This is a genomic window from Pusillimonas sp. MFBS29, from assembly GCF_020687695.1.
GTDB lineage: Bacteria > Pseudomonadota > Gammaproteobacteria > Burkholderiales > Burkholderiaceae_B > Pusillimonas_C.
This window is the reverse complement of the sequence record NZ_JAJEWL010000005.1, coordinates 281,042-303,009: the sequence shown is the minus strand read 5'-3', so window position 1 is coordinate 303,009 and position 21,968 is coordinate 281,042. Positions and strand designations below refer to the sequence as shown.

General features: G+C 57.5%; 17 protein-coding genes and 2 tRNA genes. 10 read left to right on the top strand and 9 right to left on the bottom strand.

Annotation, left to right across the window (positions count from 1 at the left end; all coding sequences use genetic code 11):
- Window positions 1–153: 153 nt before the first annotated feature.
- From LKR43_RS09840 to LKR43_RS09830, 3 genes are all read right to left on the bottom strand, one after another.
- A tRNA-Pro gene (locus LKR43_RS09840) sits at window positions 154–230 on the bottom strand.
- Window positions 231–264: 34 nt separating this feature from the next.
- Entirely contained in the window at window positions 265–1,854 is a 1,590-nt protein-coding gene (locus tag LKR43_RS09835; RefSeq protein ID WP_227683876.1) for a TerC family protein, read from the bottom strand.
- A gap of 49 nt (window positions 1,855–1,903) precedes the next feature.
- Entirely contained in the window at window positions 1,904–3,793 is a 1,890-nt protein-coding gene (locus tag LKR43_RS09830; protein WP_227683875.1) for an LTA synthase family protein, read from the bottom strand.
- A gap of 175 nt (window positions 3,794–3,968) precedes the next feature.
- On the opposite strand from LKR43_RS09830, the gene LKR43_RS09825 reads away from it, so the two are divergent.
- The 4 genes from LKR43_RS09825 to LKR43_RS09810 are packed head-to-tail and all read left to right on the top strand — an operon-like array spanning window position 3,969 to window position 8,630.
- Complete coding sequence (locus LKR43_RS09825) at window positions 3,969–5,180, top strand: ABC transporter substrate-binding protein (protein ID WP_227683874.1); 1,212 nt, start codon at window positions 3,969–3,971, stop codon at window positions 5,178–5,180.
- Window positions 5,181–5,230: 50 nt separating this feature from the next.
- A complete protein-coding gene (locus LKR43_RS09820) occupies window positions 5,231–7,114 on the top strand; it encodes an ABC transporter permease (protein ID WP_227683873.1) in 1,884 nt (627 codons plus the stop codon).
- Window positions 7,111–7,887 carry an ABC transporter ATP-binding protein gene (locus LKR43_RS09815; RefSeq protein ID WP_227683872.1) on the top strand — a complete coding sequence of 259 codons (777 nt, stop codon included), beginning with the start codon at window positions 7,111–7,113 and terminating at the stop codon, window positions 7,885–7,887. Before LKR43_RS09820 ends, LKR43_RS09815 begins: the two co-directional genes overlap by 4 nt.
- A complete protein-coding gene (locus LKR43_RS09810; protein WP_227683871.1) occupies window positions 7,884–8,630 on the top strand; it encodes an ABC transporter ATP-binding protein in 747 nt (248 codons plus the stop codon). Before LKR43_RS09815 ends, LKR43_RS09810 begins: the two co-directional genes overlap by 4 nt.
- A gap of 30 nt (window positions 8,631–8,660) precedes the next feature.
- Here the strand turns inward: LKR43_RS09810 and LKR43_RS09805 are convergent, their stop codons facing one another.
- Both LKR43_RS09805 and LKR43_RS09800 read right to left on the bottom strand, forming a co-directional pair.
- Window positions 8,661–12,209: an indolepyruvate ferredoxin oxidoreductase family protein gene (locus LKR43_RS09805; RefSeq protein ID WP_227683870.1), complete on the bottom strand. Its 3,549-nt coding sequence runs from the start codon at window positions 12,207–12,209 to the stop codon at window positions 8,661–8,663.
- 52 nt (window positions 12,210–12,261) lie between these two features.
- The gene (locus LKR43_RS09800; RefSeq protein WP_227683869.1) at window positions 12,262–13,575 is read right to left on the bottom strand and encodes a phospholipase A; all 1,314 of its coding nucleotides are present in this window, start codon (window positions 13,573–13,575) and stop codon (window positions 12,262–12,264) included.
- A 97-nt stretch (window positions 13,576–13,672) separates the two neighbouring features.
- Between LKR43_RS09800 and LKR43_RS09795 the strand changes: the two genes are divergently transcribed.
- A tRNA-Arg gene (locus LKR43_RS09795) sits at window positions 13,673–13,746 on the top strand.
- A 46-nt stretch (window positions 13,747–13,792) separates the two neighbouring features.
- Here LKR43_RS09795 and LKR43_RS09790 read toward each other — a convergent pair.
- Entirely contained in the window at window positions 13,793–14,725 is a 933-nt protein-coding gene (locus tag LKR43_RS09790) for a LysR family transcriptional regulator (RefSeq protein WP_227683868.1), read from the bottom strand.
- A gap of 445 nt (window positions 14,726–15,170) precedes the next feature.
- On the opposite strand from LKR43_RS09790, the gene wrbA reads away from it, so the two are divergent.
- On the top strand, window positions 15,171–15,770 hold the full coding sequence (gene wrbA / locus LKR43_RS09785) for an NAD(P)H:quinone oxidoreductase (protein WP_227683867.1): 600 nt from the start codon (window positions 15,171–15,173) through the stop codon (window positions 15,768–15,770).
- A gap of 74 nt (window positions 15,771–15,844) precedes the next feature.
- Here the strand turns inward: wrbA and LKR43_RS09780 are convergent, their stop codons facing one another.
- Window positions 15,845–16,246, bottom strand: a complete 402-nt coding sequence (locus tag LKR43_RS09780) for a rhodanese-like domain-containing protein (RefSeq protein WP_227683866.1) — start codon at window positions 16,244–16,246, stop codon at window positions 15,845–15,847.
- Between the two features lie 60 nt (window positions 16,247–16,306).
- A complete protein-coding gene (locus LKR43_RS09775; protein ID WP_227683865.1) occupies window positions 16,307–17,017 on the bottom strand; it encodes an IclR family transcriptional regulator in 711 nt (236 codons plus the stop codon).
- A 119-nt stretch (window positions 17,018–17,136) separates the two neighbouring features.
- Here LKR43_RS09775 and LKR43_RS09770 point away from each other — a divergent pair, with 119 nt between their 5' ends.
- Genes LKR43_RS09770 through LKR43_RS09760 form a run of 3 tightly spaced genes read left to right on the top strand, consistent with a single transcriptional unit; the run spans window position 17,137 to window position 19,521 of the window.
- Window positions 17,137–17,853 (top strand): PIG-L deacetylase family protein, encoded by a 717-nt coding sequence (locus tag LKR43_RS09770; protein WP_227683864.1) that lies wholly within the window; start codon window positions 17,137–17,139, stop codon window positions 17,851–17,853.
- 12 nt (window positions 17,854–17,865) lie between these two features.
- Window positions 17,866–18,525 carry an RraA family protein gene (locus LKR43_RS09765; RefSeq protein ID WP_227683863.1) on the top strand — a complete coding sequence of 220 codons (660 nt, stop codon included), beginning with the start codon at window positions 17,866–17,868 and terminating at the stop codon, window positions 18,523–18,525.
- 30 nt (window positions 18,526–18,555) lie between these two features.
- The gene (locus LKR43_RS09760; RefSeq protein ID WP_227683862.1) at window positions 18,556–19,521 is read left to right on the top strand and encodes a tripartite tricarboxylate transporter substrate binding protein; all 966 of its coding nucleotides are present in this window, start codon (window positions 18,556–18,558) and stop codon (window positions 19,519–19,521) included.
- A 37-nt stretch (window positions 19,522–19,558) separates the two neighbouring features.
- Here the strand turns inward: LKR43_RS09760 and LKR43_RS09755 are convergent, their stop codons facing one another.
- Entirely contained in the window at window positions 19,559–20,581 is a 1,023-nt protein-coding gene (locus LKR43_RS09755) for a LysR family transcriptional regulator (protein ID WP_227683861.1), read from the bottom strand.
- Between the two features lie 155 nt (window positions 20,582–20,736).
- Here LKR43_RS09755 and LKR43_RS09750 point away from each other — a divergent pair, with 155 nt between their 5' ends.
- On the top strand, window positions 20,737–21,960 hold the full coding sequence (locus LKR43_RS09750; protein WP_227683860.1) for an efflux RND transporter periplasmic adaptor subunit: 1,224 nt from the start codon (window positions 20,737–20,739) through the stop codon (window positions 21,958–21,960).
- Window positions 21,961–21,968: the final 8 nt, after the last annotated feature.

Below are 21,968 nucleotides of genomic sequence, written 5' to 3'. Positions count from 1 at the left end.
GCGTATGGCTTTAGGAATTTTGAGAATTACCGATTAAGAGTCTTGGCTCAATGCGGTTGGAATGGTGTGATTAACCGAGTTTGAAGAATGTGCTGATCCCCCGATAATGGGGAAGAGCCCGCATCAAGCGTAGGCTTTCTTTTTGTTGTTATGTGGTCGGGGCGAAAGGATTCGAACCTTCGACCCTCTGGTCCCAAACCAGATGCGCTACCAGGCTGCGCTACGCCCCGAATTCATAACAGCCAGCTACTATAACATGAAAATCTAGGCTGCGTCGGTGTCGGGCGCACCGGAAACCTGTTCTTCGTCCTCTGGGCGGCGCCGGACCTGTACTCTTGCAATACGGCGTCCCTCCAGTTCCAGTACCTTCAGGCGGTATTCCTGGCCAGCGTGCGAGAACTTGAGCTTGTCGCCAACCTCTGGCAAGCGGTCGAAGCGGCTGAGCATATAGCCCGCCAGGGTGCTGTATTCGTCTTCGTCATCGAGCAGCCCCGCGATCTCGAGTTTTTGCTCGAAATGATGCAGGTCGGTACCGCCGTCGACAATCCACTTGTTTTCGCCGGCCGAGATGATATCGGGCGTTTCGTCTTCATCGGGGAAGTCGCCGGCGATAGCTTCGAATACGTCTATGGGCGTTACCAGGCCTTCTACCGCGCCAAACTCATTGATGACGATCACAAGCTGGCCACGTGCCGTCTTGAGGGTTTCGATCAGGTCGAGTATGCGCACGGTTTCATGAACAATGATGGGCGGACGCAGCTTGTTCTGATTGATTGCGCGGTTCTGTATCAGGTCGGCAATCATATCTTTGGCCCGGCCTATGCCCACGATGTTATCCAGCGTGCCCTGGCAGACGGGAAAGAAGCCATGGGGGGTGTTGCTGATTTCCTGGCGGATCTTGTCCGGGTCGTCTTCAAGGTTGATCCAGGTGATGTCGTTGCGCGGCGTCATGATGGAATGCACGCTGCGGTCGGCCAGATGCAGCACGCCGCTGACCATATTGCGCTCTTCCACCGCAAAAGTCTGCGGTGCAACGGCATCGGGCGAAATCTCGGCCGTCGGGTCGTTGGTTACAGCCTGTTTGCCCAGCATGCGCAAAATACCCTCAGCGGTACGTTCGCGCATCGGGCGCTGGCTGTCAGAGTTCATCAGGTTGCGCCTTGCAACCTGATTGAGGGTTTCAATGGCAACCGAGAAGCCGATTGCGGCGTACAGATAGCCCTTGGGTACCTTGAAACCGAAGCCTTCGGCTACCAGGGCGAAACCTATCATCAGAAGAAAACCCAGGCACAGAATTACCACCGTGGGGTGGGCACTCACGAAGCGGGTAAGCGGTTTGGAGGCTACCAGCATGATGCCGATGGCGATGGTTACGGCTGCCATCATGACCGCCAGGTGATCCACCATGCCCACGGCCGTAATCACGGCATCAAGGGAGAATACCGCGTCGAGCACCACGATTTGTGTGACGATGACCCAGAAACTGGCATACATGCGTGAGCCTGAAATCGTGTGGGCCTTGCCTTCCACACGTTCGTGCATTTCCATGGTGCCTTTGAAAACCAGGAAAAAACCGCCCAGGATAAGTATGAGATCGCGCCCCGAGAAGCTTAGTGTGCCCACCCAGAATAGTGGTTCGGTAAGCTTGAACAGCCATGATATGCCGGTAAGCAGTACCAGGCGCATGGCCAGGGCCAGGGACAGGCCTATGACGCGGGCACGGTCCCGCTGCTGCGGCGGAAGCTTGTCTGCCAGTATGGCAATGAATATCAGATTGTCTATGCCCAGGACAATTTCCAGGACTACCAGTGTCAACAAGCCGACCCACGCGGCGGGGTCAAGCAGCAACTCCATTATTAATTCCTTTCAGTTTGGTGCATGTATTGTATTGTTTTAAGAATAACTAATTTTTTTGTCGCAGATGTGGCAGCGTATATGCCTGGTTGCGATAAGCCCAGTTGGGCCACAAAACGTGGGCCAGCGCTTCCCGCGCCAGTTCCTCGTCCAGCGATTCAGGTACATAGGTGGCAGGTGCGGTGTACCGGTACTGGGATGCGGCTTTGTGCGGCTCCAGTACGATGAGCTGGTCGTTTTTCAGATAGCCGTAGTTCTCGCCATACTGCATCATGGCCCGGTCACCGCCCGCCCGGGTCAGATCGCGGCCTATCATGGGATGCTCGCCGGCCACGCCCATAATGGAAAGCAGGGTAGGGGGCAGGTCTATCTGACTGATCAGGCGGTCGTCGCGCCTGGCCGGAACGTCGGCGCCCAGGATAAGTGCCGGAATGTGAAAGTGTCGCAAAGGAACCAGGCTGGCGCCACCCACGCGTGCGTCGTGGTCGGCCACAATCAGGAAAACCGTGTCCTGCCAGTATTGGCTTTGCCTTGCCTGTTCGAAGAACCGGCCCATGGCCCAGTCGGCGTAGCGCACGGTATTTTCAACTGTGGCAGGGTTGCCATCGGGAGCAATCCGTCCGGACGGATATTCCCATGGCGAATGGTTGCTTACAGTAAAGGCCAGGGTGAAGGTAGGCTGGGCGGGGGGCTGATCCAGCAATTCGTGCAGCTTGTTGAACATGTCTTCATCACTGGCGCCCCATGTGCCGACAAACTCGGGGTCCTTGAACGAAGGCCGGTCATGCAGCTCGTCAAAGCCATTACCCAGGAAAAAGCTCTTCATGTTGTCGAAATGCGCTTCGCCACCGTAGATGAAACGTGAAAGGTAGCCGTGCTGCTTCAGCAATTGAGCCAGTGTGAAAAAGTTGCTCTGGGCGCCTGACAGGCGCAGCACGGCATCCGAGGCGGTTGGCGGGAAACCGGCGGTGACTGCTTCAAGCCCACGCACGGAGCGAGTGCCGGTCGCGTAGGCGCGTGTGAAGTTCCAGGCCGACCTGGCCAGTTCATCCAGCTCGGGAGTCAGGCCGGAACCCCCCAGATTGCCTACATACTGGGCGCCCAGGCTTTCCTGAACGATCATGACCAGATTCAGCGGCCGGCTGCATTTCTGCAAAGGAATCTGGCTGTGCAGTGTGGGAATATCGGTCGGGCCCGCAGGCAGTGCGGCGCTTTGCAAGACGATGGTGTTGATGTCTTCGGTCGCCAGCTTGCCGTATATGTCAGCAGCCGAGCGCTCGTTCTTCATGCTGTAAATGGCGTAGGACACGCTATACAGCGAGTTCAGCGGCAAGGAATTAAGCATGCTGTCGCCGCAATAGGCGACCGTGGACGGGTTGATGGGTCTGTGCTTGAGCGTGCCACGTATGGCCAGGAAAATCAGCGCGGCCGCGACCAAGGAAAACAGAATGCTCTGCCACCATGCCATGATCGCGTCGGGGCTGCCATGTGCGAACATGCCATGGGCAAGCCATGCGAGCAGTCCAAGCACAATGAGCGCAGCCCCTATCACAAGTTTGTAGCCCTTCCAGAGCATGCCGAACACTTCTTGTGGATGTTTGAGGTATTCAACGTAGAGGCGATTGGGGCGGGTGTCATATTCGTGTATGAATTGAGGGGTGGATACCTCTAGCAAGACCAGCAGGAACCAGGCGATCTGGAACCAGACGCCGGTAATCGCGACCGCCAGCGGAAAATGTCCCAACCAGGGCGACAGCAGCAGGGGAATGCCGGCAAGGATGGCGATCTGGTTTGCGTCGATGCGCAATCCACCCTTTAAAATAGGCAGTAAACCGCCTGCCTGTTGAACACGCTCCCACTGCCACGTTGCCAGTGCACAACGGCTGAATGTAAGCAGGAAAAGACTGGAAACAATAAAAATCAGGGAAAGGTGGCGCATCGGAGGGCAGGAAAGCCTTTGGTTGGAACGCAGTTATATGCGTATTGTGAGGCAAGTACATGTGTGAACTTGGGTGCGTGAGCCAGGCGAACCACAAGCTCTGTACGCTGCCACGTTTATATTGCGTACAATTTAGCAGGTTTTGATCGCAAGCAATGCACAGGAATTGTCTATTATGCAACGAGCTACACCCTATATAAAGCTATTGGGGGCGCTTGCCCTTGGTACCGCCGGCGTCTTCGCGCATGCCCAGGACACCATAAAGATCGGCGAGCTGAACAGCTATAAAACCCAGCCGGCCTTCCTTGGGCCTTACAAAATGGGTATGGAACTGGCTGTCGAGCAGATCAACGCAGCCGGGGGCGTTAACGGCAAGCAGCTGGAACTCATCGTACGCGACGACAATTCGAATCCGGGCGATGCAGTGCGTGCGGCCGAAGAATTGCTCACCCGTGACAAGGTCGATGTGCTGACGGGCACATTCCTGTCGCACGTGGGTCTGGCAGTTACCGATTTTGCCAAGCACAAGCAACGTTTCTTTCTGGCAAGCGAGCCACTGACCGACAAGATTGTTTGGGCTGACGGCAATCATTACACCTTCCGTTTGCGTGCGTCCACCTACATGCAGGTGGCGATGCTGATCCCGGCGGCCGTCAAGATGAACAAGAAAAGATGGGCCATCGTGTATCCCAACTATGAATACGGACAATCTGCGGTCACGACCTTCAAAACCTTGCTCAAGCAAGCCCAGCCCGATGTTGAGTTCGTTGCCGAGCAGGCCGCTCCGTTGGGCAAGATAGACGCCGGCAATGTCGTTCAGGCACTTGCCGATGCCAAGCCCGAAGCCGTGTTCAATGTGTTGTTTGCCACTGACCTGGCGAAGTTCGTGCGGGCGGGCACGCAGCGCAATTTCTTCAAGGATCTTTCTGTTGTCAGCCTGTTGACGGGTGAGCCTGAATATCTTGATCCTCTGGGCACAGAAACTCCCGTGGGCTGGGTGGTAACCGGCTACCCCTGGTATGCCATTGATACTCCCGAGCACGACCGTTTCCTGAAGGCCTATCAGGAACGCTATGACGATTATCCAAGGCTGGGAACCATCATCGGATACAACGCCATCGTGTCGCTGGCTGCCGGCATCAAGAAGGCGGGCTCAACCGACTCCGAAGCCATGGTGCAAGCCTTCAAGGGACTTGAGGTCGATACCCCTGTGGGGCGCATTACCTATCGTGGCATCGATCATCAGTCCACCATGGGCGCCTACGTCGGTACGCTGGCTATCAAGGATGGCAAGGGCATCATGACCGATATTGAATATATAGACGGAGCCAGCGTCCTGCCTTCTGACGAGCAAGTCAGGCAGTGGCGTCCGGCCTCGGCTGACTAAGCCATCATTTTCTTCAGCAAGGGTACGGTGCCTGCGGGCACCGTCATACTATGCAGTTAGGTGCTTACCTCGTTCAGATACTGAACGGCTTCGCCGAGGCGTCTTCGCTGTTTCTGGTGGCAGTGGGTCTGTCGTTGATTTTCGGCGTCAGCCGTATCGTCAATTTTGCCCACGGCTCGCTTTATATGCTGGGCATCTATGTGGCGTATACCATCGTCAGCGTATGGGGGCACACTCCTCTGGGGTTCTGGGGCAGCCTGATTTGCGCGGCGCTGGTCGTGGGCGTACTGGGTGCATTGGTCGAGATCCTGCTTTTACGGCGTATTTATCGCGCCCCGGAAATGTTCCAGTTGCTTGCCACGTTCGCGCTGGTGCTGGTCTTCAACGATATGGCATTGTGGCTGTGGGGGCCCGATGACTTGCTGGGGCCACTGGCTCCGGGGCTGAACGGCGCGGTGCAGATCTTTAACCGCTATATGCCGGTCTACGATCTGGCCCTGATCGTGATCGGCCCTGTAGTGCTGCTCGTGCTCTGGTTATTGCTGACCCGTACGCGCTGGGGCACTTTGATACGTGCAGCCACCCAGGATCGTGAAATGCTGGGCGCCCTGGGTGTGAATCAGGCCTGGCTGTTTACGGGCGTATTTGCATTGGGCGCTTTCCTGGCCGGTCTGGGCGGAGCGCTGCAAATCCCCAGGCAACCCGCCAGCCTGATGCTGGACATGAGCGTGATCGGGGATGCTTTCGTGGTGGTTGTGGTCGGGGGCATGGGCTCGATTCCGGGCGCTTACCTGGCTGCATTGATCATCGCCCAGCTCAAGGCTTTATGCATAGCGCTGGGTGTGGTTGATATTGCCGGCTTAAGCATAGCCTTTCCCAAGCTGACACTGGTGGTGGAGTTCATCTTCATGGCCTTCGTGCTGGTCTTCAAGCCCTGGGGCCTGCTGGGCAAGCCGCTCGCACAGGTGCGCCATGCTGCCATGCCCGATATGCCCCTGCGCGCAGCCACCCGGTCGTTCAAATGGATGGCCGTTGTGTTGCTGCTGGTTTTCCTGGCCTTGCCGTTGCTGTCAGGATCGTTGCCCTACGCAGCAGTATTGGCGCAGGACATGCTGGTGGCCGTATTGTTTGCCGTCAGCCTGCATTTCATGATGGGTTTGGGCGGCATGACTACGTTCGGGCACGCTGCCTATTTCGGCATCGGGGCTTACGCAGCGGCCTTGCTGTTCAAGTCGCTGGGCCTGGGCATGATGGGTTCCATGCTGGCGGCACCTTTGGCCGCTGCGCTGGCTGCCGTGGTATTCGGCTGGTTCTGCATACGCCTGACGGGTGTGTACCTGGCCATGCTGACACTGGCCTTTGCGCAGATCGTCTGGTCCATCGTGTATCAATGGGACGATGTAACGGGTGGATCCAACGGCATTGTCGGTATCTGGCCCGAGGCCTGGCTCTCTGGTGATGCCTATTATTATTTTGTGCTGGCTGTCGTGGCGCTTGCTGTGGTCGTTGTTCGACGCATGGCCTTTGCTCCGTTCGGTTACGCCTTGCGTGCCGTGCGCGACTCGGCCCTTCGGGCTGATGCCATAGGCATACATGTGAAAGGTATGCAGTGGTCTGCCTTTGTCGTGGCCGGCCTGCTGGCCGGCCTTGCAGGTGCCCTGTATGTATTTTCGAAAGGCAGTACCTCGCCCGAAGTCATGACGGTAGGCAAGTCGGTAGACGGTCTGGTCATGGTGCTGCTGGGTGGCATACAGACACTGTTCGGTCCGGTGGCCGGTGCAGCGGCCTTTACCATCATGCAGGATTATTTTGTAGGTATCACCGAATACTGGCGCGCCTTGTTCGGTGCCGTCATTTTGTTGATCGTGCTGGTGTTTCCCCAAGGAATAGCAGGCTTCGCTGCTGCGCTCATGCAACGCGGGAGGCAGTCATGAGCCTGCTTGAGGTCCGGCAACTAAGCAAGCGCTTCGGCGGCAATATCGCCGTCGATGAAGTCAGCTTCGTTTTGAATCCGGGCGAATTGCTGGCACTGATCGGGCCCAATGGCGCGGGTAAATCGACCACTTTCAACATGATGGGAGGGCAGTTGCCTGCATCACAGGGATCGGTAAAGCTCGACGGTAAAGAGCTGCTGGGCCTGAGCTCCCGCAACATTGCGCATCAGGGCGTTGGCCGCACCTTCCAGATTGCAGCAACGTTTGCGTCTTTGTCCGTTGTCGAGAACGTGCAAATGGCTTTGCTGTCCCATCATCGACGCATATTTTCGTTCTGGCGCCCCGCGGCCGGGCTGTATCGGGATGAGGCCATGCATTTGCTCGGACAGGTCAACATGCAGGATCAGGCCGAACGGCCCTGCAGCGAGCTGGCCTATGGCGACGTGAAGCGGGTGGAACTGGCCATGAGTCTGGCGGGCAATCCGCGTGTCCTGCTCATGGATGAGCCCACGGCCGGGATGGCACCTGCCGAGCGCCATGCACTCGTGGGTCTGGTCAAGGAGCTGGTTGTGCAGCGCCAGCTTGCCGTGCTGTTTACCGAGCACAGCATGGATGTGGTGTTTGCGCACGCTGATCGCGTTATTGTGCTGGCGCGCGGCAAGCTGATTGCGCAAGGCAGTGTCGATGAGGTGCGTCAGCACCCCAAGGTTCAGGAAGTGTATTTTGGCAGTGGCAAAACCATGGGTCCCGATATTTTGCAGGAGGGCGCATGAGCCCGGTGAGCGACGACAGCCAGCCCGTTCTGTCGGTATCGGGCCTTGACGCCTGGTATGGTGCTGCGCATATATTGCATGGCCTGAGTCTGGAAGTGAAACGCGGCGAGGTCGTTGGCTTGATGGGGCGCAATGGTGCCGGCAAATCCACTACGCTCAAGGCCATAATGGGCTTGCTGGCCCGGCGTCGTGGGCGTGTTTCCTTCATGGGACAAGAGCTTGGCCAGCGCCAGTCATACGAAATCGCCCGCATGGGGCTGGGCTATGTGCCTGAAGAAAGACGCATATTTACCGAGCTGACGGTCAGGGAGAACCTGATCACCGGGCAGCAGGCCGGCAGGACATGGCCCGATGGCACGCCTGGTTTGAACTGGACATTCGATTCAGTATTCGAGCTGTTTCCCCCGTTGGCCGATATGCAGCAGCGGCCAGCCGGATCCATGAGCGGCGGTGAGCAGCAGATGCTGGCTGTGGCACGCACCCTGATGGGCAATCCTTATTGCCTGTTGCTCGACGAACCCTCGGAAGGTGTGGCTCCGTTAATCGTCGAGCAAATGGCCGAGATGATTCTGGCGCTGAAGGCGCGCGGGGCCAGTGTGCTGCTGTCTGAACAAAACATTCATTTTGCACAGCTGGTGTCGGATCGCGCCTATGTGCTGGAAAAGGGCGTGATTCGTTATAGCGGCACGATGCAGGAGCTGGCTGGCGACGAAGCCGTACGCCGGGAGCATCTGGCGCTGTAGCCCGCGCCAGGCAGCCCCGCGCCAGGCGCCTCAGGCAACCTTGTTAAGCAAGCCGGCCTGCCGGTAGCTTTCCAGCAGCTGCATGCGGCGCGCCTGGGCTTGCAGCAGATTCTTTTCCTTGACGTGACCAAAGCCACGAATATCGTCGGGAAGACTGGCGAGCTCTATCGCAGCAGCCAGATTCTGGTCTGTCAGACTTTTCTCGAACTCATCGATCAGGTCGAAATAGTCGCTGATCAGCTGGCGCTCCTGGCGCCGCTCATGAGTTTTGCCAAAAGGATCCAGTGCCGTGCCGCGCAGGCCTTTGGCACGCGCAAGAATCTTGAAAACCGACATGACCCAGGGCCCGTATTTTGTCTTGATGAGCTCGCCCTTTTCATTCTTCTTCGCCAGCAGGGGCGGAGCCAGATGGAAATTCAGCTGATAGTCCTTGCCTGGTTCGCCTTCGAATTGCGCACGCAACTTTTCAGTGAAGGCCGGGTCGGTATATAGCCGGGCGACTTCGTATTCATCTTTGTAGGCCATGAGCTTGGCCAGGTTGCGCGCCACTGCGCGCGTAAGGCGCAGGCCACGGGCGGTTGCCAGGCCTGCTTCACGCTCTCGTATTTTTTCCACTGCGGCCTGATACCGATCGGCATAGGCTGCATTCTGGTAATCGCTCAGCCAGTTGATGTTGCGCTTGATCAGGGTATCAAGTGATTCAGGCAGCGAGACGACCTGAGCCGGGGCTGGAGCCGGCATGATGGCCTGCGCACCCAGATGCGCGGCTGCGCGTCCCCATTCGAATGCAGCCAGGTTTTTCTCGACCATGACGCCATTCAGTTCGATGGCCCGGACCAGGCTTTCATGCGCCAGCGGTACCCAGCCTTTTTGCCAGGCGTACCCCAGCAGCAGCGGGTTGGCATAGATGGCATCGCCCATCAAGTGCACGGCCAGCGCATTGGCGTCCAGGAAGTTGCAGTGTGAACCTATGGATTGAGTCAGCCCGCTTTCGACGGCGGCTTGCGGATACTGCCAGCTTGCGTTCCGGATGACATCGGCAGTGGGAACGGCTGCGCTGTTGACAACGGCATAGCTGACTTCTTTCTGGGCTTTGGACAGTACTTCTGCAGAGCTGGTCACGATGGCATCGCAGCCTATGATGAGCGCGGCTTCGCCGGTCGCAATGCGTGTTGCGTGAAGTTCATCGGGCTGGCTGGCAATTTGTACGTGACTGAGCACGGCGCCGCCTTTTTGGGCCAGACCGGCCATGTCGAGCACGGTGACGCCTTTGTTTTCCAGGTGGGCGGCCATGCCCAGCAGCCCGCCTATCGTGACTACGCCGGTGCCGCCTATGCCGGTGATAAGTATGCCGTAGCTGCCTTGCAGGGCTGGTAGTACGGGCAGGGGCAAAGGTGTGTCTTGTACGTTGGCAGCGCCTGTCGTTGGTCTGGGCTTGCGAACCTGGGCACCCTCGGCCGTAATAAAGCTGGGACAGAAACCATTTGTACAGGAAAAATCTTTATTGCAGGAAGACTGATTGATCTTGCGCTTGCTGCCTTTGGGCGTATTGAGCGGCTCGACTGAAAGACAGTTGGACTTGACCGAGCAGTCGCCACAGCCTTCACAGACCTCGTCATTGATGAAGACCCGGCGGGCGGGATCAGGGTAGGCGCCGCGCTTGCGGCGCCGGCGCTTTTCGGTGGCACAGGTCTGGTCGTACACCAGTACCGTGGTGCCTTCGATCTCGCGCAGTTCACGCTGCACGCGATCGAGCTCGTCGCGGTGATAGACCGGCGGATTGCCCACCAGTGACACGCCTTTGTATTTCTCGGGTTCGTCGGTCACCACTACAATTTTGCGGGCACCTTCGGCATGAACCTGGGCAATCACATCAGTGACCTTAAGTATGCCGTCTACGGGCTGCCCGCCAGTCATGGCCACGGCATCGTTGTACAAAATCTTGTAGGTGATGTTGGAATTGGCTGCGATCGAAGCCCGTATCGCCAGTATGCCGGAGTGGAAATAAGTGCCGTCGCCCAGATTGGCAAACACATGCTTTTCGCGGGTAAACGACTTCTGGCCTATCCATGCCGCGCCTTCGCCCCCCATATGACTGAAAGTCTCGGTGTTGCGATCCATCCAGATGGTCATGTAGTGGCAGCCTATGCCGGCCAGAGCGCGTGAACCTTCGGGTACGCGCGTGGAGGTATTGTGCGGACAGCCTGAACAGAACCAGGGCTTGCGATCGATGGTTGCCTGCGTGCCGGCCAGTTCCTTGTCTTTGGCGTCGATAATGGCAATGCGCGCGGCAATGCGCGCACGCAGCTCGGCCGGCAGATCGGATTTTTCAAGACGGCGCGCAATGGCGCGGGCGATCAAGGCCGGTGACAGCTCGCCACGGGCCGGCAGCAGCCATTGGCCACGCGGCACTGACCATTCCCCGCCTGAGTTGTCTTTTTCGTCGAACTTGCCATAGACACTGGGACGCACATCGTCGCGCCAGTTGTACAGTTCTTCCTTGAGCGCATATTCGAGTATCTGGCGCTTTTCCTCGACCACCAGAATCTCTTCCAGGCCGGTCGCAAACTCGCGTGCATCCTGGGCATTCAATGGCCACACGCAGCCCACCTTCATAAGGCGTATGCCGATCGCGGCACAGGTCGTTTCGTCCAGCCCCAGGTCGGCCAGCGCCTGGCGGGTATCAAGGTAAGCCTTGCCGGCAGTCATGATGCCCAGGCGAGGGCGGGGGGAATCGATAACGACGCGATTCAGCTTGTTCGCACGCGTATAGGCCAGGGCCGCATACCACTTGTAGTCCATCAGCCGGGCCTCTTGTTCGAGCGGCGGATCGGGCCAGCGTATGCTCAGGCCGTCGGGAGGCAGTATAAAGTCGTCGGGGATGACGATGCGGGTGCGATCGGGATCGATCTCGACCGACGCCGTTGATTCGACGACTTCGGTTACGCATTTCATGGCCACCCACAGGCCGGAGTACCGGCTCATGGCCCAGCCATGCAGGCCGTAGTCCAGGTATTCCTGAACGTTTGACGGGTACAGCACCGGAATGCCTGCAGACAGCAGATCATGCTCGGACTGGTGGGCGACGGTGGAGGATTTGGCGCCGTGGTCATCGCCCGCCAGCACCAGTACGCCACCGTGCCGGGATGTACCCGCCGAGTTGGCGTGCTTGAAGACATCCATGGACCGATCCACCCCCGGCCCCTTGCCATACCACATGCCGAATACGCCATCGTGCGTGGCATCGGGATAAAGCGCGACCTGCTGCGTGCCCCATACCGAGGTAGCTGCCAGGTCTTCGTTCAATCCTGGCTGGAAGACGATGTCGTGGTCTTGCAGATGCTGCCTGGCTTTCCATAAGGCCTGATCCAGGGCACCCAGGGGCGAGCCGCGATAACCCGAAATAAAGCCCGCGGTGTTCAGGCCGGCAAGTTGATCCCGTGCTTTCTGCAGCATGGGCAGACGCACCAGCGCCTGGGTACCGCTCATATAAGCGCGGCCACGCTCGAGCGTGTACTTGTCGTCCAGCGTAACGGTGGCCAGTTTCGATAATGCTGCCTGATCCTGGGGGGCGTTCATTAGAGGTGTCTCCTGTGTTTCACGTTCTGCCCCTAGTGTATGCACTTCCCGACTACGGCACCAGAGCAATCCCTACACGTACCTGACCATCACTGCGCTGGTTATACCCAAGCAATGTTTCACCATAGCCTTCGAAGTACTGAACATGCAGGTAGCCGTTCATATTCAGGAATGTACGTTTCAAAGGCCATGCCGCTTCTATCTGAGTCATGTTGTGGCCGCTGCTGCCGTGCCGGTACAGGCCGGTGAGCACCAGACCGTTATCTTGCGCATAGCGCAGCTGCCAGTCGACATTGCCGGCGTAGTCGCGGTAGTCGGGATTATGATCCCCGCCGCCGAAATAGCCTTTGATGCGCGGTGCGAAAGTCAGCGTGCTGCCGCCATCGAAACGATAGTTCAGCTCCGGCTGTATATAACCGTAGTTCACAGAACGCGAATCCTCGTCGCTTTTGCCATTGGATTCATGTTGTATGCCGCTGGCCAGGCCCACAAACCAGTTCTTGCTTGGCGATTGCCACAAGGCATCTTTGCGCCAGAACAGGCTGGGTTTGAAAGAGGTATCTACAAACGGGTAGGAGTCTGAATCCAGATCCCAAAGTGCTGTTTGCGTGTAGCCAAGATAAAGATGATCAAGGAATTCAGGATTTTCCGGATCGTCAGGCGTAAACAGCCTGTATTTGAAGCTGATCTGGTATCGGGCGTTCTTGCCGTTCTTGGTGCCGAAGTCGAAGTAGATCGGCTCATAGGCGGAAATGGCATTGCGGAATCTGTCGAACGCTGGCGACGATGAGGTTGAGGCCAGCTGGCGGGTCGAGTTCACGGCCGGACCCTGTTCAACCGAGGCGCCGGTAGCAGCAACCACGTTGTCGGGCAGGGGGGGATCGCTGAGCGAGCCGCTGCCGGCGGCACCGGCATCAATGACCGGCACTGCCGCAGGCGTACCGGCGATCAGGCTGTTTTCCCTGGGGCTGGTATCCAGCGCCAGCAAGGTGGCGTCACCTTCGATGTTCACCGCTTGCAAGCCTTGCGCTTCGGTGGGGACGACGGCGCGCCAGGACAGCTTGATAAAGTTGTTGACAGGTATGCTGATTGCGGCGGGTGCACCTTCCAGGTAAGCCAGGCTACGTATGGTCTGGCCACTTTCATTGCGCCATTGCAAGACCAGATTCCCGGGTGCAGTCCAGCTCATGACACTGTCGGTATCATTGAACAGTACTGCACGTACGTTAACGGTTTCGCCTGGAACAGCGTGGGTTTGTTGCAGCCGGTAGCTGATGCCGGCAGTAGCGGTTGCGCACAGAAGCAGCGTGCCCAGCAGGGCCACGCAAACTTTTATTATGCGCACTTGGCGAAATAGATATGCCATAAAATGCGGATGTTGGTAGTAAGACGAAATAGACTGTAGCATCGGGTGGGAATGTTTGCGCTACCTAATGTAAAATGCGCCCTCACACCAAATCAATGCGACGTTAGCTCAGTTGGATAGAGCACGGGCCTTCTAAGCCCGGGGTCAGGGGTTCGAACCCTCTACGTCGCACATCTTCTTCGTTGAAAGCGCGCCTTCACAGTGCTTTTTTCCGCAGCTAACAAAACGAACATGCCCTTAACGCCTCCTCGTTTTGCTTGCGTGCCTGTTCCGCCAAATAGTCCAGAAACACCTTCGAGCGCTCGGGTATGAACTTGCGACTGGGCAGGGCAGCATACATGGCCAGCCGTCCGGTGATCCATGGGTTCAGCACCCTGACCATCTCGCCGCGCGCCAGATAAGGCGCGACGATATCGAGCGCGACCGACGTAATGCCGGCCCCGTCCAGCGTGGCACGCAACAAGGTATCCGTATGATTGGCGACGAGTACCGGGGCAACACTTACTTCAACAACGTTGTCGGGATCCACGTCTTGCCAGATGCGCCAGGCTCGCAGCGGTGCGCCCGGGGATTTCAGCCGCAGGCAGTCGTGCGCAGCCAGATCAGCGGGCTGCTTCAGCGTTCCTTTTCTGGCTATATAGCTTGGTGACGCGACCATAATGACTTCTGATTCGATTATCTTTCGGGCCACGATATCTGCATCAAATCCGGCAGCTACCCCCAGCAAGGTTATGTCGTAGTCTTCAATGGGTGGCTCACGGTGCGTCTCTACGTCGATGTCGACCATGATGCCGGGGTGATGCTGACGAAAGCCTGATAGCAGCGGCGCCAGCACATAGCTGGCCAGCACGGGTTGCGTATGAACACGCAAGCGCCCGGCAAGCTCACGCGTGTGTGCGCTTGCGATACCATCCGCTTCCTCGACATCCTGGAGAATCTGGCGTACTCGCTCAAGATAGGCTGCTCCTGCTTCGGTGAGCGAGACGCGCCGCGTTGTGCGTTGAAAGAGCCGTGTGCCAAGGTGGGTCTCAAGTTCAGCGATCAGGCGCGTGACCACGGGCGGCGACACATCCAGTGCACGTGCAGCAGCTGCGAATCCACCTTCGTCGGCCACCCGTTCGAAAACCTGCATGGCAAGCAAGTGATCCAAATTGTTCTCCTGTAGATGTCTATATTATTTCATATTTAGAAATAGTATATATCATTCCAGCATATTTATTCAATTATCAGGAAGTATTAAAGTTACTCCATCGACGAAATCAACGGTAAACACCTCGCCGACTTTCTACCGGAACAAGCTGATCCCAGCATTTCGGCCAATCATTGAATCCAAGGAGCTAACATCATGACACGCACTCAACTTTCCCGGCCAGGATAACGTGGCGTCCAAAAGCCGTGAGCAGGTTCTGGCCGAACTGGATGCAGCCAAGCAAAACGGCTCCTTCGATCGCTACATCGCGGCGTAAAGCGGAGCTTTGCTTGTCACAAGGGCGGGATGCGAAAGTATTGGCTTTTCATCTTGCCACGGAATAAAAGGAAGCTTAAGCTCGCTTAGGCAGTAACCGTTATTCTCACTACCAACCTGAAGGAATCATATGGCTAAAATACTTGTGCTCTATCATTCAATGTATGGTCATATCGAGACCATGGCGCAGAAAGTGGCCGAGGGGGCCGGCAGCGTCGCTGGTGCCGAAGTCACTATCAAGCGTGTGCCGGAAACCATGCCCGAAGAAGCCTTCAGGAATGCGGGAGGCAAGGTTGACCAGGCAGCGCCTGTTGCCGCTCCGACCGAACTGGGCGACTACGACGCCATCATCATCGGCACCCCGACCCGTTTCGGCAATATGTCCGGGCAAATGCGCAACTTCCTGGATCAAACGGGTGGTCTCTGGGCCAAGGGCGCTCTGGCCGGTAAGGTCGCCAGCGTGTTCACCTCTACAGGTACCGGTGGTGGCCAGGAAATGACTATTACATCCACCTGGACGACGCTTGCCCATCACGGCATGATTATTGTGCCTATCGGCTATACCACGCCGGCACTGTTCGATACCTCAAAGGTGCGCGGCGGCACGCCTTACGGCGCCTCCACCATTGCCGGTGGCGACGGTTCGCGCCAGCCTAGCGCCGAAGAGCTTGAAATCGCCCGCCATCAGGGTGCGCACGTTGCGCAGATTGCAGTCAAGCTAAAGGGCTGATCCATAAGTTAATCAGTTAACCAGCTTGCTTCCCGGGAAGCAAGCTGGTCTTGTTTGCTGCGCTATGCGGCAAATCACCGCTTTGCGGCTTTTTCCGCAACCGGCAGTCCGGCTTTCTTCCAGGCCGTGAAACCACCTTCAATATGACTTACCCGTGTCAGGCCCATGTCAACCAGCGCGGCGGCGGCCAGGCTTGAGCGCCAGGCAGACGCGCAATAAAGAACGAATTCTTTATCTTCGGCAAAAGTCGGTTTGTGGTAGGGGCTGTCGGGATCGACCCAGAACTCCAGCATGCCGCGCGGAGCATGAAAAGCATTGGGGATCATGCCTTCGCGTTCAAGTTCCCGCACATCGCGAATATCCACAAAAACGGCATCAGGGTTATCCAGCCTGGCTTTCGCCTCGTCAAGTGACAACGTGTTGATTCGCTCCCGCGCCTCGGCGATCAGATCTTTGATTCCTTTCGTAACCGGCATCTTCGTTTCCTTTGTTGGGTGTACCAGGTTGCTGCTATGTTGATTCTAAGCCAACAACGTTTATTTGCCGCCATACATCATTTGCTGGAAGGGTTTTGAAGCGCCAAGCCTGCCCGAAAGCTCGCTGGCGGCCTTCAGCAGCAGGCGCTCAAAGCGCTTGGCATTCACGGTACGTAAACGTTCCGAAGGGCCGGCCAGTGTAAGGGCTCCTGCAAAACGATCCTCGACTCCGATGATGGGCAGACTCCATGATGACGTGTATGGGTCCCGGATGCCACAAGAAAAATAAGGGAGCGGGCTATCGTCGGTGGTTTGCAGCTGCGCCCACTTCTTGAAGACGCGGCCGGTGGCAGAGTCGTCTGGTGTCATGACACTGCCGGCCAGAACATTGGGATGCAACCCTTCGTGAGGCTGCGCGCGGAAAAGGCACAAGCGCGTTCCGGTTTCAGCACCCTCGACGTAGTAGGCGGTACTTTCGCCGGTGTCCGCCGATAACTGTTCCAGTACCGGCATGACCGCACCGGATAAATCGAAGCTTCGTTGATAGACCCGGCCCAGAAACAGCAGGCGAGGGCCAGGAGAATAGCGGCCGTCGTTTCCACGGACTGCGTAGCCGCAACGCACCAGCGAGTTCAGCAGACGAAAAATAGTCGTCTTGTGCAATGGCAGGCGCTCTGCAAAATCGGCCAGGCTCAGCTTTTCGCTACCTGGCTTGAAACAATCGAGCACTGAAAGTGCACGTTCAACTGCGATAACGCCGTCATTACTCATATTCTTACCCCTTGATTCCATGCTTGTTTATCTTTATGGTTGTACTGTATACAACGTCATTGTACAAAACTACAATGCTCTGGTTGATTAATTTATTGTTCAGAAAAGGACTCAAGACCATGTCATCATCTATCGTTGTAGTCACCGCGCATGTCGGCGATTTTGTATGGCGTTGTGGTGGGGCCATGGCCACGCATGCAGCACAGGGCTACGACGTACATCTTGTGTGCCTGAGCTTTGGCGAAAATGGCGAATCAAACCTGATCTGGAAGGAAGAGGGTGCATCGCGCGACAAGGTCAAGGAAGCCAGACGCGCAGAGGCTCTTGAGGCCGCCAGGCTGCTGGGTGCAAGCAGTTCCGTGTTCTACGATCTGGGTGACTACCCGCTGACCATCACTCCGGAAGTGATTGATCGTCTGTCGCGTGCGTTCCGGCAATATCGGCCCAGTCTGGTCATTACGCATCCCGAGAAAGATCCGTCCAATCTGGATCATTGCCGTACCTTCGAAGCCGTGCTTTTGGCTCGCATGAAGGCGATCGCTCCCGGGCACGGAAATGACTTCATCAAGCCGCCACAGGTACTGTGTTTCGAGCCGCATCAGTCAGAGCTGTGCGGGTTCAAGCCCAATATGCTGCTCGACATCACCAGCGTATGGGATAAAAAGAAGGCAGCCATGGAAACCATGCAGGCCCAACGCAATCTTTGGGGCTATTACGAACGGGTCGGCTTGCAGCGTGGCGCACAGGCCGGACGCCGTGCCAGTACCGGTCAGCTGTATGGCGAAGCCTATCAAAGCATATTTCCTTCGGTGCATACATCGTTCATATCCAACTGAATCAGGACAGACATGACAGAGCTGATAAACCAGGATTCCGGTCGGGCGGCCGACGAATGGCTGACCAGTACCTTGCTTGCAGACCGTGGTGCCCAGGTGCTTGCCAGCCGGATCAAACCGGTGCGTCCGGGTGCCCGACTGCACGGACGTGCCTTGACCATATCGGTGCCTGAAGGCGACAACCTTGCCATTCATGCCGCTCTGGCCATGGCCAGGGCCGGGGATGTCCTTGTGATCGACGGCGCGGCATATGCCGAGCGGGCACTGATGGGAGGCATTATGTGCACCCAGGCAGCCAAAGTCGGCATAGCCGGCATAGTCATTGATGGCGCCGTTCGTGATGTGGCCGAGTTGCGGGCAATGGACTTGCCGGTATTCGCCATTGCCGCGGTGCCTGCCGGCCCGACCAAGAACGGCCCAGGCAGCATCTTGCGCCCGATAGATTGCGGTGGTGTTTCGATTAATCCGGGTGACTGGATCTTTGCGGACGATGACGGTGTTGTGGCCTACGCGCACAGTAACCGCAGCAGCCTGATCGAGGCAGCCCATGAGAAGTACATGGCGGAACAAAAGCGGCTTGCCGCCATAGCAAGCGGTGTGTTGACACCCCCGTGGCTACGGGATGCACTGGACGAAAGCCCGATAGATACGGCTTCGCGTCCTGATTTTTAGCAGCTGAACAAACCGAGTTTAGGAGACTTTATGATGAAACTACACAAGATAATCGTTGCTGCAGCCTTGTCGTTTGCCACGCTTGGCGCACATGCCCAGGAAAGCTACCCGGATCGGCCGATACGCATGATCATTCCGTTCGCCGCCGGCGGCCCGGCCGATATGGTTGGGCGTGAAGTCGCGCAGTTGCTGAGCCAGGAGCTGGGTCAGACGGTTGTTGTGGCCAATGCTGGCGGCGGACATGGTGTGCCGGCGCTGAACCAGTTGCTTGGGGCGCCTGCCGATGGCTATACCTTGCTTATGCCGGCATCGGGCAATATGACGATTCCGTCCAAGGCAATGGAGGGCAAGGATGTGCTCAATCTGCTCGATCCCGTCAGCCAGGTCACGCAAAGTCCGCACGTGCTGGTGGTCAGCAAGTCCATCCCCGTTACGTCGGTTCAGGAGCTGATCGATTACGCCAAGGCCAACCCGGGCAAAGTCAATTTTGGGTCGGCAGGCGTAGGCGGTGTGGCCCACCTTGCCATGGAAATGTTCAAGGACCAGGCTGATGTTGATGTCGTTCACGTACCGTACCGTGGAACATCAAAAGCGGTCATTGATCTTGGTGCGGGTCAGGTTCATGCGCTGTTCAGCAGCATGCCGTCGTTGAAGCCCATGATAGACCGCGGCGCCGTCACGCCCATAGGCATGAGCGCGGCTAGTTCAGGCTCCGAGACATCCAGGCTGCCCGTGATTTCCGAAGCCGGTTTGCCCAATCTTGAATATACGACGTGGTACGGTGTGTTCGCCAAGAAAGGCACGCCCCAGGATATCATCCAGAAGCTGAACCAGGCTGTCGCCAAAGTCGTTGCCAACCCCGAGCTGAACAAGAAGTTCGAGCCTCAGGGTGTGGAGTTCGTGGCCAGCACGCCCGAAGAACTGGCCGCCCTGGTACGCAAGGACAGCGCCAAGTGGCAAAAAATCATTGCCGAAGCCGGGATCGTGATCGAATAAACAGGCACAGGTGGCTTGAACGCCACCGGCCTTACTCCTAAAAAACACTTTCTTCCAGCGTTTCTTCGAGCTTCAGGTGATCCACTATGGTTGCCTGAGGCTTTTTCTTGCCGGCAAAAGTGCATTCATGGTCTATCAGGTCCTTGTACTTGCAGCCGGCCATCAGTGCGCACTGCTGGAACAGCTCACTGACCCAATCCACGAAAACCCGTACCTTGGGTGACAAATGCCGGTTGTGCAAATAGACCACTGAAATGGGTTGGGGCGGTGGCGTCCATTCCGTCAGGATCTCGCGCAACTGGCCGGACGCCAGCAGCGGCGCCACCATATAGCGGGATGGCTGGATCAGGCCAAAGCCGTTGACGCCGCATTGCACATAGGCCTCGGCATCGTTGACCGATACGCTGCCGTTGACCTGTATCTCGCGCGGCTTGCCATCGACCATGAAAGACCAGTCTATGACACGCCCTGTACGAGCTGAAAAATAATGAACGGCGTGGTGGTTGGCCAGATCCTCAATGTTCTGCGGTTCACCGTAACGCTCGAGATACGCGGGGGATGCACAGGTGATGCCCTCGAACGTGCCGATACGGCGTGCAACCATGCTGGAGTCTTCCAGCTCGCCCACGCGTATCGCGCAGTCGACGGCATCGCGCACCATATCGACGGCTCTGTCGCCCATGCCGATAGCCAATTCAATGTCGGGATAGCGCGTATGAAAATCGCACAGAGCCGGAACAAGGATCAGGCGGCCTATTGACGGTGGCGTGTCTATGCGCAGGCGTCCGCTTGGGCCCCGGGTTACGTCCCGGAAAGATGCGTCCATATCTTCGATGTCGGCCAATATTTGTGCGCAACGCTCGTAATAGGCAGCGCCATCCGGGGTCAGGCTAAGGCGGCGCGTCGTGCGGTTCAGCAGCCGTAGCTTCAGGCTTCGCTCCAGGCTCTGAATAGTTGTCGTCACGGTTGAGCGGGGTAAGCCCAGAGAGTCGGCAGCCAGCGTGAAACTGTTGGCGTCGACGACGCGGGTAAAGACTTGCATGGCCTGGAATCTATCCATACTGCACTCCAGATTGTTCGTTTGAGACGAATAGTGATAGCGAAAAATAAGTATTTAACTGTTTTTCCAAAAAATAAATAATACATCCTCTTCTTGATCGCGGATAGCAATCAATTGCAAAAGTTTCCCGATCTCTTCAGTCAAAGGATTTCGTCATGTCTTTATTGCGCAAACCATACGCGCTGGTGGTGGTCGCCGTTGTCGTGCTGGGCGGGGGCGCCGCGTGGTTCCATCTGCAAACCGGAGATGCCGTTGCGGCACTCACACCACCGCCCAGCCCGGCGGTGGCGGTCGATGTTGCACAGGTCAGCAGCCGCAACATCACCGACTGGCGTGAATATTCGGGCCGTCTCGAGGCTGTGGAGCGGGTGCAGATACGGCCCCTGGTATCGGGCACCATCACACAGGTGCACTTCCAGGATGGCAGCCTGGTTCAGGCTGGCGATGTGCTTTTCACCGTTGATCCCCGGCCTTACCAGGCAACGGTAGACCGGGCGCGCGCCGAGCTGGCTGCGGCCAAGGCACGCAAGGCCTATGCGAGTACCGACCTTGCGCGTGCAAGGCGCTTGCTGGAAAAGAATGCGATTGCCAGGCGGGATTTCGAGCAGAAGCGTAATGCATCGCAAGTCGCAGCAGCTGAAGCCCTGGCGGCCCAGGCGGCGCTGGCTTCGGCCGAACTCGACCTGGAGCACACGCAAATTGTGGCGCCGGTTTCGGGTCGGGTGTCACGCGCCGAAGTTACGGAGGGCAATATCGTTGCCGCCGGAACTGCAGCACCGCCCCTCACGACCCTGGTGTCGGTCGACAAAATGTATGCCTCGTTCGAGGTGGACGAACAAAGCTTTCTGTCATTCGTGAATCCGGCTCAAAGCAGGCCAAACGGGCAGGCATCGGTATCCATGGGTTTGAGCAATGAACAAGGCTTTCCGCGGCATGGCAAGGTCGCATCAGTTGATAACAGGCTGGACATCTCATCGGGAACAATACGGGTGCGTGCAGTGTTCGATAACGAAGATGGCAGCCTGGTGCCCGGGCTATACGCGCGCATCCGGCTGGATGGCGGCGCACCGAGGCCCGCAGTGCTGGTCGAAGAAACGGCCATCGGCACGGATCAGGACAAACGGTTCGTGGTGGTTGTCGATGAGCAGAACAACACAGCCTATCGGGAAGTCCGGCTGGGGGCGCTTCGGGAAGGTTTGCGTGTGGTCGAAGCCGGACTTGCTCCGGGCGAGCGCATCGTCGTCAACGGCTTGCAAAGAATACGGCCTGGCGATGCCGTAACGCCGCAAACGGGGCTGGCCCAAAGCGAAGAGCGACTGGCTGCGGCCAGCCCCGCGGATGTAGCGGCACCTGCTGACAAAAACAAAGCGGCTTCCTGATCTGGACC

Bases quoted from the DNA above. Each gene is read 5' to 3' on its own strand.
- LKR43_RS09770 (WP_227683864.1), top strand. From the start codon at position 17,137: ATGTCATCATCTATCGTTGTAGTCACCGCGCATGTCGGCGATTTTGTA.
- LKR43_RS09835 (WP_227683876.1), bottom strand. From the start codon at position 1,854: ATGGAGTTGCTGCTTGACCCCGCCGCGTGGGTCGGCTTGTTGACACTG.
- LKR43_RS09775 (WP_227683865.1), bottom strand. From the start codon at position 17,017: ATGAGTAATGACGGCGTTATCGCAGTTGAACGTGCACTTTCAGTGCTC.
- LKR43_RS09800 (WP_227683869.1), bottom strand. From the start codon at position 13,575: ATGGCATATCTATTTCGCCAAGTGCGCATAATAAAAGTTTGCGTGGCC.
- LKR43_RS09765 (WP_227683863.1), top strand. From the start codon at position 17,866: ATGACAGAGCTGATAAACCAGGATTCCGGTCGGGCGGCCGACGAATGG.
- LKR43_RS09750 (WP_227683860.1), top strand. From the start codon at position 20,737: ATGTCTTTATTGCGCAAACCATACGCGCTGGTGGTGGTCGCCGTTGTC.
- LKR43_RS09810 (WP_227683871.1), top strand. From the start codon at position 7,884: ATGAGCCCGGTGAGCGACGACAGCCAGCCCGTTCTGTCGGTATCGGGC.
- LKR43_RS09815 (WP_227683872.1), top strand. From the start codon at position 7,111: ATGAGCCTGCTTGAGGTCCGGCAACTAAGCAAGCGCTTCGGCGGCAAT.
- wrbA (WP_227683867.1), top strand. From the start codon at position 15,171: ATGGCTAAAATACTTGTGCTCTATCATTCAATGTATGGTCATATCGAG.
- LKR43_RS09780 (WP_227683866.1), bottom strand. From the start codon at position 16,246: ATGCCGGTTACGAAAGGAATCAAAGATCTGATCGCCGAGGCGCGGGAG.
- LKR43_RS09820 (WP_227683873.1), top strand. From the start codon at position 5,231: ATGCAGTTAGGTGCTTACCTCGTTCAGATACTGAACGGCTTCGCCGAG.
- LKR43_RS09755 (WP_227683861.1), bottom strand. From the start codon at position 20,581: ATGGATAGATTCCAGGCCATGCAAGTCTTTACCCGCGTCGTCGACGCC.
- LKR43_RS09805 (WP_227683870.1), bottom strand. From the start codon at position 12,209: ATGAACGCCCCCCAGGATCAGGCAGCATTATCGAAACTGGCCACCGTT.
- LKR43_RS09825 (WP_227683874.1), top strand. From the start codon at position 3,969: ATGCAACGAGCTACACCCTATATAAAGCTATTGGGGGCGCTTGCCCTT.
- LKR43_RS09830 (WP_227683875.1), bottom strand. From the start codon at position 3,793: ATGCGCCACCTTTCCCTGATTTTTATTGTTTCCAGTCTTTTCCTGCTT.
- LKR43_RS09760 (WP_227683862.1), top strand. From the start codon at position 18,556: ATGATGAAACTACACAAGATAATCGTTGCTGCAGCCTTGTCGTTTGCC.